This window comes from Brachybacterium sp. AOP3-A1-3 (genome assembly GCF_052378285.1).
Lineage (GTDB): Bacteria > Actinomycetota > Actinomycetes > Actinomycetales > Dermabacteraceae > Brachybacterium.
In genome coordinates this window covers 60,968-75,560 of record NZ_JBQSXM010000007.1, presented here as the reverse complement: position 1 = coordinate 75,560, position 14,593 = coordinate 60,968, and the positions used below count along the sequence as shown (strand labels likewise).

Genomic DNA, 14,593 nt, shown 5'->3' with positions numbered 1-14,593 from the left:
TCGCGTGAGGCACAATGTCGGGGTGATAGACGACCAGTCCCGGCCCTCCCGAACCCAGCGGGCCCGCGCACTGCTCTCGCGCCAGGTCGAGGACGCGCAGCTCGCCCGCCCGGTGGTGGCCCTGGTCTCGATGGTGGTGCTGTGCCTGATGATCCTGGGCGCCTCGCTGATGCCGGTGCCGTACGTGATCGAGCAGCCGGGCCCGGCGATCGACGTGCTGGGCTCCTATGACGATGAGCAGATCATCGTGATCGACGGCGCGAAGACGTACCCCACCGAGGGGACGCTGATGATGACCACCGTCTCCGTCGATGGGGGGCCCGGCTACCGGGTGACCCCGGTCGAGGTGGTCGCCTCCTGGTTCGATCCCACGAAGTCCGTGCTGCCCCGCGAGGCGGTCTTCCCCGAGGGGCAGACCCGTGAGCAGACCGTGCTGACGAACTCCGTCGCGATGAGCACGTCCCAGCAGGGCGCGGTCGCCGTCGCCCTCGAGGAGCTCGGCATCGACTTCGACCCCGTGGTGCTGATCGGTGGAGTCGAGGAGGGCGCTCCGGCGGAGGGCACCCTCGAAGCCGGTGACGTCATCGTCACCGTGGACGGCCAGAGCGCGAAGGACGTCGCCGGTTACCAGAAGCTGGCCCTGAACACGCCGGAGGGTGAGCCCGTGCCGATGACCGTTCGTCGCGGCGGCGAGGAGATCGATCTGGAGGTGCCCGCCGAGACGGTGGACGGCGCCCCGAAGATGGGTGTCGTGCTCGCCTCCGGGTACGACTTCCCGATCGACGTCGAGATCGCCGTGGGAGACATCGGCGGCCCCAGCGCCGGGATGATGTTCTCCCTGTCGGTCTACGACGAGCTGACCCCGGGCGCGCTGACCGGCGACCACCGTATTGCCGGAACGGGCACCATCGCGGCGGACGGCACGGTCGGCGGGATCGGCGGGATCCGCCAGAAGATGGTCGGTGCGCACGACTCCGAGGCCGATTACTTCCTCGCCCCTGCGGCGAACTGCGACGAGGTCGTCGGCTACGAGCCCGACGGATTGGACGTCGTCGCGGTCTCCGACTTCGACGAGGCCCTCACGGCCACCGAGACCATCGCCGAGACCGGCAGCACCGACGGTCTTCCCACCTGTGACGACGTCGCGAAGACGTCGCAGAACGAGGATTCATGAGCAAGCGCAACCGACGCCGCACCCCGCCGAGCCCCACCGTGGTCTTCGACTACGGGGGAGTGCTCAGCGCCGGGCACGACCCGGTGCCGAGCATCCACGACCTGCTCGGCGGTGATATCGAGGCGATCCGTGAGGCGCTCTGGTCCCACCGTGACGCCTACGACCGGGGTGTCAGCACGCCGGAGGAGTACTGGGGCGCCGTGGCCACGGCCGCGGGTGTCGAGCAGCTCTCCGAGACCGAGATCAGCGAGCTCCAGGCGGCGGACAACCGGTACTTCCTGCGGATGGATCCCGCATCCCGGGAGCTTCTCCACGACCTCGCCCGCAATGGCGTGCGCCTGGCGCTGCTGTCCAATGCGTCCGAGGCGTTCGGCGAGGCGGTGCGTCGCGCCGACTGGTTCGAGGCCTTCACCCTCGCTGTCATCTCGGGTGAGGAGCGAGCGGTCAAGCCCGGCCGGGAGATCTACGAGATCCTGCTGGACGTCCTGGCCCACGAGACCGGGGGCGTGTCGATCCCGTCGGCCATCATCTTCTTCGACGACCGCGAGGAGAACGTCGCCGCCGCCCGGGCGCTCGGGATCGATGCGCACCTGTGGCCGCGCAACGGCGAGGAGCAGGCCGACGGCGCCGACGAGACAGATGGTGCCGAGCACGGGACGGCGATCGCGCGCCGCGTGCTCGCCGAACGGGGCGTCCCGCTGGACTGAGCCCCGCCGAGACAGAGGTTCTCGCCGCCCATCAGCACGGCGCCGAGAACCCACCACGGCACGAACTGGGCGACGGCCGCCCGGCTCCCGGTCGCGGTCACGAGTACGAGCAACGGCCACGAGTGCGAGCAGACGGTTCCACCGCGCGGTGCGGTCTCGATCACGGCGGCACCATGGAGGAACCACAGCGGCTGTATCGGGGAGCGCCTAGGCTCGAGCCGTGGAAGAACCCGCGATGACATCCCCGAGCGACGCCCTGGGCTCCCGCGGTTTTCCGCTGCTGGTGGGCCTGCACCTGGTTGCGGCTGTGCTCGCGGCCTCGAGCGGCTATCTCGCCCGCTGGTCCTTCCACGAGAGCACCCAGTTCGAGGTCGATGCGGCCCGTCTCGAGCTGCTCGTGCTCGTCGCCGTGGTCGGCGGTCTGCTCTCCCTGGCCCTGCAGGTGACGGCGCTCCTGGTGCCGAGCATCGCCGCACGACCGGCACGGCTGCTCGCGCAGGGAATCGGGGTAGTGGTGAGTGCGGTGCCGGTCGCGGTCATCACCCTGGCAGGGTTCCTCACCTTGGGTTCACTGCTCCCGCAGGCCGGGGACGTGATGAGCCTCCTCGTGGGACTGGCGTTCCTGGCCTGCCTGTCCGGTTCCGGCTACCTCGTCCTCGCCCGCTCGCAGCGGTGCTGGGCGGTGCTGCTGCTCGCGGCGAGCTCGGCCCTCGTGGTGTCGTTCTTCGGTGCCTGGTGGTTCGTCAACGGTCTCGCCCTCGTGCTGAAGCTCCTGGGGCTCGATTCGGCGACGGCGGGGTAGAGTCGGACAGGCGACACATCCCGTGCGGCACCGCTTTGCGGCGCGCCGGTGAGAATCCACCAGACCCCTCTCCGAACAGGAACACGCGTTGGCTGAATTCATCTACTCCATGTACAAGGCCCGGAAGGCTGTGGGCGAGAAGGTCATCCTCGATGACGTCTCCATGAGCTTCTACCCGGGTGCGAAGATCGGCATGGTCGGCCCCAACGGCGCCGGCAAGTCGACGATCCTGAAGATCATGGCCGGGCTGGACACCCCCAGCAACGGAGAGGCGAAGCTCTCGCCCGGCTACAGCGTCGGCATCCTCCTCCAGGAGCCGCCGCTGGACGAGTCCAAGACCGTCCTGGAGAACGTCCAGGAGGGCATGGGCGAGCTGTTCAAGAAGGTGCAGCGCTTCAACGCCATCGGCGAGGAGATGGCCGAGCCCGACGCCGACTTCGACGCGCTGATGGCCGAGATGGGCACGCTCCAGACGGACATCGACGCCGCCAACGGCTGGGACCTCGACTCCCAGCTCGAGCAGGCGATGGACGCACTGCGCTGCCCGCCCGGCGACGAGAAGGTCACCCACCTCTCCGGTGGTGAGCGGCGCCGTGTGGCGCTGTGCAAGCTGCTCCTGGAGAAGCCCGACCTGCTGCTGCTGGACGAGCCCACCAACCACCTCGACGCCGAGAGCGTGCTGTGGCTCGAGCAGCACCTCACGCAGTACGAGGGCGCCGTCATCGCCGTCACCCACGACCGGTACTTCCTGGACCACGTGGCCCAGTGGATCGCCGAGGTCGACCGCGGTCACCTGTACCCCTACGAGGGCAACTACTCCACGTACCTGGAGAAGAAGGAGGAGCGCCTCAACGTCCAGGGCAAGAAGGACCAGAAGCTCGCCAAGCGCCTCAAGGAGGAGCTGGAGTGGGTGCGGTCCAACGCCAAGGGCCGCCAGGCGAAGTCGAAGTCCCGTCTCGCCCGCTACGAGGAGATGGCCGAGGAGGCCGAGCGCACGCGCAAGCTCGACTTCGAGGAGATCACGATCCCGCCGGGCCCGCGCCTGGGCAACCAGGTCATCGACGCCAAGAACCTCAAGAAGGGCTTCGGCGAGCGGGTGCTCATCGACGGGCTCTCCTTCACCCTGCCGCCCAACGGCATCGTGGGCGTCATCGGCCCCAACGGCGTCGGCAAGACCACGCTGTTCAAGACGATGGTGGGCCTCGAGCCGATCGACGACGGCGAGCTGAAGATCGGCAAGTCCGTGCAGATCAGCTATGTCGACCAGAACCGCGAGAACATCGACCCGGAGAAGAACCTCTGGGAGGTCGTCTCCGACGGGCTGGACTACATCCAGGTCGGCAAGGTCGAGATCCCTTCGCGGGCCTATGTCAGTCAGTTCGGCTTCAAGGGACCTGATCAGCAGAAGAAGGCGGGGATCCTCTCCGGTGGTGAGCGCAACCGCCTGAACCTCGCTCTGACCCTCAAGCAGGGCGGCAACGTGCTCCTGCTCGATGAGCCCACCAACGACCTCGACGTGCAGACGCTCGGCTCGCTCGAGAACGCCCTGCTGGAGTTCCCCGGCTGCGCCGTGGTCGTCTCCCACGACCGCTGGTTCCTGGACAGGGTCGCGACCCACATCCTGGCCTACGAGGGCACCGAGGAGGACCCGTCGAACTGGTACTGGTTCGAGGGCAACTTCGAGTCGTACCAGACCAACAAGGTCGATCGTCTCGGTGCGGAGGCCGCTCGTCCTCACCGCATGACCTATCGTCGCCTGACCCGCGACTGAGGTCCCGCTCCTAGCGGAGCGGTTCCGACGGCCGGCGCCCCGCGTCCGATCACCCGGTGATCGACGTGGGGCGCCCGCCGTCCGACGGAAGAGTCTTCAAGCCTTCGGGCCTTCGAGCCTTCGATCCGAGGGGCTGTCGAGTCGTCGAGCCCTCGGGACGACGTTCCGGATTCGGTCCTTTCCTGCAGGCAGGAGAGGTTCCGTCATCCCTCCAGAAAGATCTTGCAGAAGATGCCCGGACCGTGCTTCCGGGAGGAGTCACGTGGGCCGCATCGGTGCAGGCCATGGGTGAGGATCCACCAGTGCCGGCGACCTTCTGGCCCCGCGCAAGATCGGCGCAAGGGGAGCGGGGATCCCGGGTACTCTACGAGCATGAAGTCGCTCTCCACGATCACGGTGTCCTCGGAACTCCCCGGCGCCCTCGAGCCCCTGCGCGAGCTCGCCCTGAACCTGCGGTGGACCTGGCGGCGGCAGACCGTCGACCTGTTCCGCTCCCTCGATCCCGAGGCCTTCACCACGAGCGGCGAGAACCCCATCGCGATGCTCCCGCGCGTGCCGGCGGGACGACTCGCCGAAGCCGCCCGCGATGAGTCGTTCCTGGGCCGCATGCGCTCCGAGGTCGGCGACCTGCGCACCTACCTCGAATCCGGCCGCTGGTTCCAGCGCATGGTCCCCGGAGCCTCGGCCACCGGTGTCACCGGGGCCCCGTCGGTCGCCTACTTCTCGATGGAGTTCGGGATCAGCCCGACGCTGCCGATCTACTCCGGCGGTCTGGGCATCCTGGCCGGCGACCACCTGAAGTCCGCGTCGGACCTCGGGGTGCCGCTGGTCGCCATCGGCCTGCTCTATCAGTGGGGCTACTTCTCCCAGTCCCTGGACCGCTCGGGCTGGCAGCAGGAGAACTATCAGCACAACGACCCCGGCAAGCTCCCCGTCGAGCCCGTGCGCGGGGCCGAGGGGGAGCAGCTGACCGTCTCGGTCGTCCTCCCCGATGGCCGCGAGGTCGCCATCGCCCTGTGGAAGGCCCAGGTGGGCCGGATCCCTCTGCTCCTGCTGGACACCAACCTCGAGGTCAACGACGAGGAGGCTCGGCAGATCACCGATCGGCTCTACGGCGGCGATCATGAGCACCGCATCGTCCAGGAGATCGTGCTGGGCATCGGTGGTGTGCGCGCCGTGGAGGCCTTCACCGCCGCGACCGACTTCCCCGCCCCGACCGTCTTCCACCTCAACGAGGGCCACGCCGGCTTCTCGGGCCTCGAGCGCGTGGGCCGGCTCATGCAGGGCGGCGCCGCGTTCTCCGAGGCCGTCGCCGAGGTGCGCGCCGGGACCGTGTTCACGACCCACACGCCGGTCCCCGCGGGCATCGACCGCTTCGAGGCGGGTCGTCTGCGTCAGTACCTGGGCGCAGATGACTCCGGGATCTCTCGGCTGATCCCGGCGCTGCCGGTCGAGGCCGCGCTCGCCCTGGGCATCGAGGAGGGCGGGGACGTCTTCAACATGGCTCAGCTCGGCTTCCGCATCGCCCAGCGCTCCAACGGCGTCGCGAAGCTCCACGGCGCCGTGTCCCGTGCCATGTTCCAGGACCTGTACCCGGGCTTCGACGTGCCGGAGGTGCCGATCGGGTCGGTCACCAACGGCGTGCACCGTCGCACCTGGACCTCCTCGGTCATGGACGACCTGTTCAAGAAGGCGCTCGGCGATGTCGACGTCTCCTCGCTCAGCGACTGGAGCGCCCTGTCGACCCTCAGCGACCACGAGCTCACCGAGGCCCGGGACACGCTGCGCGAGGCCCTGGTGACGATGGCTCGTTCCCATGTCCGGGAGTCCTGGCTGCGCCGCGGCGCGGATGCGGCCGAGCTCGCCTGGACCGATCACATCCTCGACCCCAAGGCGCTGACCATCGGTTTCGCCCGTCGTGTGTCGACCTACAAGCGGCTCACCCTGATGCTCAGCGACCCCGAGCGGTTCAAGCGCATCCTGCTGGACCCGGAGCACCCGGTCCAGATCGTCATCGCCGGCAAATCGCATCCGGCGGATCGTCCCGGCAAGGAGTTCCTCCAGCAGCTGGTGCAGTTCGCCGACGACCACGGGGTGCGCCATCGGATCGCGTTCCTGCCCGACTACGACATCGCGATGGCCTCCGTGCTGATCGCCGGTTCCGACGTCTGGCTGAACAACCCGATCCGTCCCGAGGAGGCCTCCGGCACGTCCGGGATGAAGGCCGTGCTCAACGGCGGCCTCACGTTCTCCGTCTCCGACGGCTGGTGGGACGAGATGAAGGACGACGAGGCCGGCTGGACGATCCCCACGGCGGGCGTCGAAGACCAGTCCGAGCGCGACCGGCTCGAGGCCGAGGCGCTCTACGAGATCCTCGAGGGACAGATCGTGCCGCAGTTCTACGAGCGGGATGCCCGGGGCCTGCAGCACACCTGGATGACCACGGTCCGGTCCTCGCTGGTGGGGATCGCCCCGCAGATCACCGCGGCCCGCATGGTGCGCGACTATGTCACCGAGCTGTACCTCCCTGCCGCTCGCTCCGCCTCCGCGTTCCTCGCGGATCCGTCGCTCGCGTCCACGTTCACGGCCTGGAAGGCCGAGGTGCAGGCGGCCTGGTCCGGCGTGCGCGTCACGGCGGTGTCCCTCGAGGGCGCCGCGGACGGTGCGGTGTCCAGCGGCGCCGAGATCTCCCTCGTCGCCGAGGTGGACCTCGGCGGCCTGCGCGATGAGGACGTCCTCGTCGAGGCGGTCCTGGGTACGGTCGGCGTCGATGATGAGATCATCGACGCCCACCTGATCCCGCTGCAGCGTGAGGAGGACGGCCGTTGGACTGCTCGCCTTGCGCTCTCCGTCCCCGGCGAGGTGGGATACACCGTGCGGGTCACCCCGCAGCATCCGGTGCTCGCGCACCGTGCAGAGCTCGGGCTGGTCGCGACCGCCTGAGCAGTCCGCAGCACCCGAACGGAAGGTCCCGACCCCGTGCCGACTCGTCGTCAGCTCCTGCTCTCCTCCGCGGCGATGGGGGTGGCCGGGATCGGGGCCCTCACCGGGTGCTCCGAGGAGACGCCCCTGGACGTCGATGACGCCGACACCCTGCGGATGCGGGTGTGGGACGACGCCGCGGCCTCGGCCTACGAGACGTCCCTGGCGGCCTTCACGAAGGAGTCCGGCATCGACGTGCACGTCGAGGTGATCGGCTGGGACGACTACTGGAAGCAGCTCCCGCTGGATGTCGCGGGGGAGTCCCTGCCGGATGTGCTGTGGATGAACACGGCGAATCTCGCGGAGGCCCATGCCAGCGGGCAGCTGCTCGAGATCGGCGAGGTCGTGGGCGACGCCGCCGCGCAGTGGGAGAAGACCGCCACCGATCTCTACCGGATCGACGAGGCCCTGTGGGGCGTGCCCCAGATCTGGGACCAGAGCATCCTGGTCGCCCACCAGGAGCTCGTCGACGCCGCAGGAGGGGACGCCGCGGAGCTGAGTTTCGAGCCCGGCGCCGAGTCGGACGGCCTGCGCGACCTCGCGCGCGAGATCACCGTGGACGGTGAGGGCTTGCATCCCGGAGACGACGGGTTCGACGCCGCCGCCCGCGCGGCGTTCGGGTTCAGCGCGCACCCGGACCGCTCGGCGGTGCTGGGCCCCTTCATCGCCGGCCACGGAGGTGCATGGCAGGACGAGGAGGGCACCTTCACCTTCGCCTCGCCGGAGGGGATCGAGGCCGTGCAGTACCTCGCGGACCTCGCGGCGGGCCATCTCGCGCCCGACGGCGCCGAAGCGGTCGCCGACGAGGCCTTGTGCCAGAGCCAGTTCGTGGACGGCAAGCTCGGTCTGCTGCAGACGGGGACCTACGACCTCCATGTCCTCGCCGACGGGATCAAGGACGCGTTCCCCTGGTCCGTCAATCCGCCGGTCGCCGGGACGGAGGGATCCCACCCCCTGGTGCATGCGGTCGCGGCGGTCGGGATCACGCCCGACGACGACGATGAGCGCGAGGAGGCGATCGGGAAGCTGCTGAGCTGGCTGGGGAGCGTCGAGGGACAGCGACCGCTCGCGGAGAACCGCCTCGGCATCCCGGCCCACCGCGACCTGCACAGCGTCTGGCAGGAGGAATGGAAGGCCGGCGGCGTGGATGTCTCCCTCCTCGCGGAGGCGCCCGACGACGTGGCCCTCCCGGAGACCGGGAACCGGTCGGCAGAGGGCACAGGGGCCGCGCTCCCGCTCATCGCCGAGGTCTTCACCGGCAAGGCGACCGCCGCCGACGCGCTGCCGGAGGCCCAGGACGCGGCGACGGCCGCCTCGGGTTGATCCGCTCAGCCCATGGCAGGGCCGTCGCGGGCGGCAGGAACCTCGACGAAGAGCTCATCGGGCACTAGGCGGCCCGCGGTCTCGACGATCACGACGACCATGTCCGTGCCCGCCCAGGTCTGATGCACCTCTCCGGGCTCCCAGAATGCTGCCTGCGGCGCTGACGGACCCATTTCAGGGTGGACCGCCGGCCTGCCTATACTGGCCCGCGGACACGGGGTGCGCCGTCCGGCGCTGAGATCACACCCGTGGAACCTGATCTAGTTCGTACTAGCGAAGGGATGTCCTCAGTGGCTCCGTCGTACCCTGCCCGAATTCCCCGCGTGCTGTCGATCGCCGGCACCGACCCCTCCGGAGGAGCCGGCACCGCCGCGGACCTCAAATCCATCACCGCGGCCGGCGGCTACGGCATGAGCGTGGTGACCGCGCTGGTCGCCCAGAACACCCGCGGGGTGCGCGACATCCACGTGCCGCCGGTCGCGTTCCTCGACCAGCAGCTGCGCGCCGTGAGCGATGACGTGCAGATCGACGCGGTCAAGACCGGGATGCTCGGCACCGCCGCGATCATCGCGACCGTCTCCGCCTGGCTCGACGAGCACCCGCAGCAGATCCTGGTGGTGGATCCGGTGATGGTCGCGACCAGCGGGGACAGCCTCCTGGAGCCCGACGCGGAGCAGGCGATGATCGACTTCTGTGCCCGAGCCACCGCGGTCACCCCGAACATCGAGGAGCTCGCCCGACTGACGGGCGCAGAGCGCGCGGCCGACGAGCAGGAAGCCCTCGAGCAGGCCCGGCAGTGGGCCGCCCGGACCGGGGTCGCCGTGGTGGTGAAGACGGGTCATCTCCAGGCCCCGCTGGTGACGAACACGTGGGTGGAACCCGATGGCCTCGAGCATCGGGTCGACTCGGCGCGCCTGACCTCGACCAGCACCCACGGCACCGGATGCTCCTTGGCCTCGGCGCTCGCCACCCGGCTGGCAGGCGGCGACGCCCCGCAGGCGGCTCTCACCTGGGCCACGCAGTGGCTCCATGAGGCGATCGCCCACGGGGAGGCGCTGCGCGTCGGCACAGGCCACGGTCCCGTGGACCATTCCCACCGCGCCCGTCGGCTCCAGGCGGCGGGGGAGTCGACGCCCTGGCTCGTGCCTGGCCGGATCCCGGCGAGGCTCGTGAGCCCGGAGGGCATGCAGGCCCTCGTTGAAGTCGGTCTCCGCGCGGGCACCTCAGCCCCCTCCGAGGCCGGCGCATTCGAGTCCGCCGTCGAGCCGGCCGTCGCGCCGGCCGGTCCCTGGACGCGTGCCCTCTGGGCGGCGGGGGAGCCCCTTGCGCGTGCCGTCGCGGACTCGGACTTCGTGCGTGCCCTGGTCGACGGCAGCCTTCCCGACCGGGAGTTCTCCTTCTACCTCGCCCAGGACGCGCTGTATCTGCGCCGGTACTCCCGGGCGCTCGCAGCGTTGTCCGCAGCCTCGAGCGACCCCGGAGCCCAGGTGTTCTGGGCGCACGGCGCCGCGAACTGCCTCACGGTCGAGTCCGCCCTGCACCGCAGCTGGAACGGCGACCGCGAGGAACCCGAGATCTCGCCCGTGACCAGTGCCTATACCAACTTCCTGCTGGCCACGACGCGCGGCGAGGACCGGGTCGTCGCCGCGGCCGCCGTGCTGCCCTGCTACTGGCTCTACGCCCAGACCGGGGCCATGCTGCCGGCCGTCCCGAGCGACCACCCGTATGCGGACTGGCTCGATACCTACCGCGATCCCGACTTCGTCACCGCGACGCAGGGGGCACTCGACCTGGTCGAACAGGAGTTCGCCGCTGCCTCGCCGGTGGCCCGTTCCGCTGCTCTGCGCGCCTTTCTCGTCGCATGCCGTCACGAGCTGGAGTTCTTCGAGCAGGCGCTGCGCCTGGGGGAACCGGCTGCGCAGAGCCTCCGCGACCTCGCACTGGATGGGGCACGGTGAGCGCCCTCGCAGCGTCCCGATCCGATGTCGAGCGACTCCCTCCCCAGGGGCGGGCAGCACTGCGGGCCGGAGTGGTCGGCAACTGGATCGACAACATCCATGTGTTCCTCCCGCTCGCGGCGCTGGCCCCCGCGATGATCGTGCTCGCCGGTCCGGCGGCGGCGGCGGCCTCGACGGGCTCCCTGATCGTCGTCGCGATGCTGTTCGGTCGGCCGATCGGTGGCATCGTCTTCGGTCGCATCTCCGATCGGCTCGGGCGCACCCGCACCACCCGGGTCGCGATCGCCGGAACCGCCGCGTGCGCGCTCGCGATCGCCGCCATGCCCACCCACGAGGTGCTCGGGGCTGGCACGATCGGGCTGATCCTGGCCCTGCGGTTCCTCGGCGGCATCTTCGTGGCCGGCGAGTACTCCGCCGCGATCCCGCTGGCTATGGAGTGGTCGAGGCCGCGCCGCCGCGGGCTGATGAGCGGTCTCATCCTCTCGATGGCCCCCTGGGCGCAGGCGAGCATCGCCTTCGCCGTCGCGATGCTGCTGGTGATCCTCGGGCCGGATGCCTACGCCGCCTGGGGCTGGCGGCTGCTGTTCGTGCTCGGGGCGCTCGCCTCGCTCGGCATGCTGATCTACTACAGCCGGCAGGTGGCCGACGCCCCGGTCTTCCACCGGCAGGCCCGCAGGGAGCAGGACAGGACCGCCGCCGCGCGGCCGCGAGCCGGGCTGCGCGATCTGCTCACCGGCCGGTGGGCCAGGACGTTCTGGCAGGTCTTCGCGCTGATGACCGGGCTGTGGCTGCTCACGAACACCACCGTGCTGCTGCTGACCGGTCGCCTCGCGACGGATACCGGGCTGCCCGCCACCGGGGTCTCCCTCGCCATCGGGATCGCCTCGATCGCCCAGGCGATCGTGATGGCGTTCGCCGGGCACCTGTCGACCCGCATCGGCCGACGCCGGGTGTTCCTGGTCTGGGGCGTCGCCGCCGCCGTGCTTGGCCCGCTCCTGTGGTGGCTCGCGGTCACCGCGCCGAGCGTCGGCAGAGCGGCGGCATTCGCTGCCCTGCTGCAGGTCCTCACCGTCTCCGCCTACGGGCCCGTCGCTGCCTACCTCTCCGAGCGGTTCCCGACGGAGGTCCGGTCCACCGGCTACGGGATGGGCTACAGCCTCTCCCTCGTGATCCCGGCGCTGTATCCGTTCTATCTGCCGGGGATCGAGTCCCTTCTCGGCCGCGACGGGTCCGTGATGGCGCTGATCGCCCTCGGCGGCGTGCTCCTCACCCTCGGTGCCGCACTCGGGCCACGGCTCGGGCCGGGAGAGCTCGACGCCGACCTCGACACCGTCGCCAGCCTCGAACCTGCTGGCAGTGGAGATACCGCCGGGCGGGGCCCCGCCAGCGCCTCGCCGTCCCCGAAGGAGCCCGCCCGATGACAAGCCTGCAGCACGACCCCGATCTCGCCGAGGTCGCCCATGTCCTCGAGGCGGTCCGGCGGCGCGAACCGCTCGTGCACTGCCTGACCGCGACGGTCTCCATGGGCATCGTCGCGGACGGCCTGCTCGCCGCAGGCGCTCGGCCGATGATGACCGAGACCCTCCAGGAGGCTCCGACCCTCACCACCCTCGCCGACGCGCTCGTGGTGAACCTCGGAACTCTCTCCACGGACGCGATGGACGGCATACCGGCGACCGTCGAGTTGGCGGTGCGGGACGGGCGACCCTGGGTGCTGGACCCGACGGCGATCGGGATCGCCCCGGTGCGCACCCCGCTGGCCCGCGCCCTGCTCGCCTCCCGCCCGGCGGTGGTGCGGGGCAATGCCTCCGAGGTGCGCGCCCTGGCCGGCGAGGGGAACGGTGGTCGCGGAGCGGATTCCGGCGCGGAGACCGGGTGCGCGGAGCACGCCGCCTCCCGGATCGCGGCCCGCACCGGCGGCGCTGTCGCGGTCTCGGGTGCCGTCGACCTGATCGTGTCCGCCGAGCGTCGCTCCCGTCTCGAGCGCGGGACACCCCTGCTCACCATGGTGACCGGCACCGGATGCCTGCTCGCCGCGCTGACCGCGGCCTGCCGGGCTGTCGAGCCCGACGATCTCACCGCGGCGCTCGCCGCGAGCACCTGGATGGCCCTGGCGGGAGAGACGGCGCAGGAGCGCTCCTCCCGGCCTGGCTCCTTCCGCATGCACCTGCTCGACGCCCTGGACGAGGTGGGGAGATGACCCGGCAGGGAGCGCTGGACCTGCGCTGCTATCTGGTGACCTCCGGAACGGACCGGCGCACCGTGGAGGTCGCCGCCGCCGCAGCCGCAGGCGGTGCCGGGATGATCCAAGTCCGCGCCAAGGACGCCTCGACCGCTGAGCTGCTCGAGCTCACCTGCGCCATCGCGGCGGCCGTCCACGAGGCGAGGCCCACAACCCGGGTCGTCGTGGACGACCGCGCCGACGTGGCCTTCGCGGCGGGGCGTCGGGGCGCCGAGGTGCACGGCGTCCACCTGGGCCAGGACGACCTGCCCGTGGCCGAGGCCCGCGCGCTCCTCGGGCCGGAGGCGATCATCGGCCTGACCACGGGGACCCCGGCGACCGTGCGCGGGGCCGAGGAGATCCACCACCTGCTCGACTACGTCGGCGCCGGCCCGTTCCGTCCCACCCCGACGAAGGACTCCGGTCGCGAGCCCCTCGGCGTGGACGGCTGCGCGGCCCTCGTCGCGGCGACGCGGCTCCCGGTCGTCGCGATCGGCGGCATCACCCCCGCTGACGTCCCGGCGCTCGCCGGGACCGGGATCGCCGGGGTGGCCCTCGTGCGCGCGATCATGGACGCCGAGGACCCCGCGGGTGTGGCTCGGGGTGTCGTCGCGGCTCTGCCCTGACGGCTCTGCCCTGACGGCTCCGCCCTGACGGCTCCGCCCTGACGGCTCAGGCGCCGTCCTTCACCCGGATCATGCCCTCCTGGGTGACGGTCGCGACGAGGTCGCCGGCGCGGTCGAACAGCTGGCCGTGGGTCAGGCCGCGCCCGCCGGAGGCCGAGGGGGAGCGCTGCACGTACAGCAGCCACTCGTTCGCATCCACATGCCGGTGCCACCAGATCGCGTGGTCGATCGTGGCCATGCGCAGCCCGGGCGTCATCCAGCTCAGGCCCTGGCGGCGCAGGATCGGCTCGAAGGGCGTGTAGTCGCTCGCGAAGGCGAGGATCGCGTCGTGGAGCAGCGGCTCCGCCTGGACCGGGGCGAGCATGCGCATCCACACCATCTGCGTCTCGGTGGCGTCCGTGGACTCCGAGGTGGGATCCGGGCGCAGATAGATCGGGTCGGTGACGTGGCGGATGTCGATCGGTCGCTGTGTGGCCCAGTAGCGGGCCACCGGATGGTCGATCCCCTCGAGCACCTGGGCGGTGGTCGGCAGCCCCTCGGGGTCCGGTGCCTCCGGAGCGCGCTCCTGGTGCTCGAGCCCTTCTTGCTGCTCCTGGAACGAGGCGGTCATCGCGAGGATGGTGCGCTCGCCCTCGCTGGTCCCGTCGGCCCGGGTCCGGCCCGGCTGGGTGGCCAGCACGCGACGCACCGAGAAGGAGTTCCCGTCGCGCAGCGCATCGACCTGGAAGCGGATCGGATGCGCCGGATCGCCCGGGGCGAGGAAGTACGAGTACATGGAATGGATGCGGCGCCCCTCGGGCACCGTGCGGCCCACGGCGGTGACGGCCTGGCCCATCACCTGCCCGCCGAACACATGGCCGCCGGGCTGGGGGGAGGAGTCCGCCTCGAAGGCGGCCACGGTCGCGGGCGTGGCGAAGTCCGGGGCGATCTCGATCGCGCGCGGGTCCAGCAGCTCGATCAGGCCGGCCGCGACGGCCGCCGGGTCATGGAGGGGTTCGCTCATGGCACTGATCGTACTGGTCCATCCCG

General features: G+C 70.8%; 12 protein-coding genes and 1 riboswitch. Of the genes, 10 read left to right on the top strand and 2 right to left on the bottom strand.

Translation table 11 applies throughout. From position 1 onward, the window contains the following. The first annotated feature begins 22 nt into the window (after nucleotides 1-22). From ACT3T5_RS11270 to ACT3T5_RS11245, 6 genes are all read left to right on the top strand, one after another. Nucleotides 23-1,174: a YlbL family protein gene (locus ACT3T5_RS11270; protein ID WP_444578727.1), complete on the top strand. Its 1,152-nt coding sequence runs from the start codon at nucleotides 23-25 to the stop codon at nucleotides 1,172-1,174. Further along, nucleotides 1,171-1,881 carry an HAD family hydrolase gene (locus ACT3T5_RS11265; RefSeq protein ID WP_444578728.1) on the top strand — a complete coding sequence of 237 codons (711 nt, stop codon included), beginning with the start codon at nucleotides 1,171-1,173 and terminating at the stop codon, nucleotides 1,879-1,881. The genes ACT3T5_RS11270 and ACT3T5_RS11265 overlap by 4 nt, the downstream gene beginning before the upstream one ends. A 235-nt stretch (nucleotides 1,882-2,116) precedes the next feature. Beyond that, nucleotides 2,117-2,683 (top strand): hypothetical protein, encoded by a 567-nt coding sequence (locus ACT3T5_RS11260; protein WP_444578729.1) that lies wholly within the window; start codon nucleotides 2,117-2,119, stop codon nucleotides 2,681-2,683. A gap of 88 nt (nucleotides 2,684-2,771) precedes the next feature. Further along, a complete protein-coding gene (gene ettA, locus ACT3T5_RS11255; protein ID WP_444578730.1) occupies nucleotides 2,772-4,454 on the top strand; it encodes an energy-dependent translational throttle protein EttA in 1,683 nt (560 codons plus the stop codon). Between the two features lie 372 nt (nucleotides 4,455-4,826). After that, nucleotides 4,827-7,397: an alpha-glucan family phosphorylase gene (gene glgP / locus ACT3T5_RS11250; RefSeq protein WP_444578731.1), complete on the top strand. Its 2,571-nt coding sequence runs from the start codon at nucleotides 4,827-4,829 to the stop codon at nucleotides 7,395-7,397. 36 nt (nucleotides 7,398-7,433) lie between these two features. Then, nucleotides 7,434-8,759, top strand: a complete 1,326-nt coding sequence (locus ACT3T5_RS11245) for an ABC transporter substrate-binding protein (RefSeq protein WP_444578732.1) — start codon at nucleotides 7,434-7,436, stop codon at nucleotides 8,757-8,759. A 5-nt stretch (nucleotides 8,760-8,764) separates the two neighbouring features. On the opposite strand, the gene ACT3T5_RS11240 is transcribed toward ACT3T5_RS11245, so the two are convergent. Further along, nucleotides 8,765-8,887, bottom strand: coding sequence for a hypothetical protein (locus ACT3T5_RS11240; RefSeq protein ID WP_444578733.1), 123 nt, complete (start codon nucleotides 8,885-8,887; stop codon nucleotides 8,765-8,767). 77 nt (nucleotides 8,888-8,964) lie between these two features. Beyond that, nucleotides 8,965-9,058, top strand: a riboswitch (TPP riboswitch). A 24-nt stretch (nucleotides 9,059-9,082) separates the two neighbouring features. On the opposite strand from ACT3T5_RS11240, the gene ACT3T5_RS11235 reads away from it, so the two are divergent. Genes ACT3T5_RS11235 through ACT3T5_RS11220 form a run of 4 tightly spaced genes read left to right on the top strand, consistent with a single transcriptional unit; the run spans nucleotide 9,083 to nucleotide 13,564 of the window. Beyond that, entirely contained in the window at nucleotides 9,083-10,717 is a 1,635-nt protein-coding gene (locus ACT3T5_RS11235) for a bifunctional hydroxymethylpyrimidine kinase/phosphomethylpyrimidine kinase (protein ID WP_444578734.1), read from the top strand. Continuing rightward, a complete protein-coding gene (locus tag ACT3T5_RS11230; RefSeq protein ID WP_444578735.1) occupies nucleotides 10,714-12,138 on the top strand; it encodes an MFS transporter in 1,425 nt (474 codons plus the stop codon). The genes ACT3T5_RS11235 and ACT3T5_RS11230 overlap by 4 nt, the downstream gene beginning before the upstream one ends. Further along, the gene (thiM, locus tag ACT3T5_RS11225; RefSeq protein ID WP_444578736.1) at nucleotides 12,135-12,917 is read left to right on the top strand and encodes a hydroxyethylthiazole kinase; all 783 of its coding nucleotides are present in this window, start codon (nucleotides 12,135-12,137) and stop codon (nucleotides 12,915-12,917) included. Before ACT3T5_RS11230 ends, thiM begins: the two co-directional genes overlap by 4 nt. After that, entirely contained in the window at nucleotides 12,914-13,564 is a 651-nt protein-coding gene (locus tag ACT3T5_RS11220) for a thiamine phosphate synthase (protein ID WP_444578737.1), read from the top strand. The genes thiM and ACT3T5_RS11220 overlap by 4 nt, the downstream gene beginning before the upstream one ends. Nucleotides 13,565-13,610: 46 nt before the next feature. Here ACT3T5_RS11220 and ACT3T5_RS11215 read toward each other — a convergent pair whose 3' ends face one another. Further along, on the bottom strand, nucleotides 13,611-14,567 hold the full coding sequence (locus ACT3T5_RS11215) for an acyl-CoA thioesterase (protein WP_444594368.1): 957 nt from the start codon (nucleotides 14,565-14,567) through the stop codon (nucleotides 13,611-13,613). Nucleotides 14,568-14,593 lie beyond the last annotated feature (26 nt).

Excerpts from the sequence above, each read along its gene's own strand:
- thiM (WP_444578736.1), top strand. The coding sequence starts at position 12,135 with ATGACAAGCCTGCAGCACGACCCCGATCTCGCCGAGGTCGCCCATGTC.
- ACT3T5_RS11260 (WP_444578729.1), top strand. The coding sequence starts at position 2,117 with ATGACATCCCCGAGCGACGCCCTGGGCTCCCGCGGTTTTCCGCTGCTG.
- glgP (WP_444578731.1), top strand. The coding sequence starts at position 4,827 with ATGAAGTCGCTCTCCACGATCACGGTGTCCTCGGAACTCCCCGGCGCC.
- ACT3T5_RS11215 (WP_444594368.1), bottom strand. The coding sequence starts at position 14,567 with ATGAGCGAACCCCTCCATGACCCGGCGGCCGTCGCGGCCGGCCTGATC.
- ACT3T5_RS11220 (WP_444578737.1), top strand. The coding sequence starts at position 12,914 with ATGACCCGGCAGGGAGCGCTGGACCTGCGCTGCTATCTGGTGACCTCC.
- ACT3T5_RS11265 (WP_444578728.1), top strand. The coding sequence starts at position 1,171 with ATGAGCAAGCGCAACCGACGCCGCACCCCGCCGAGCCCCACCGTGGTC.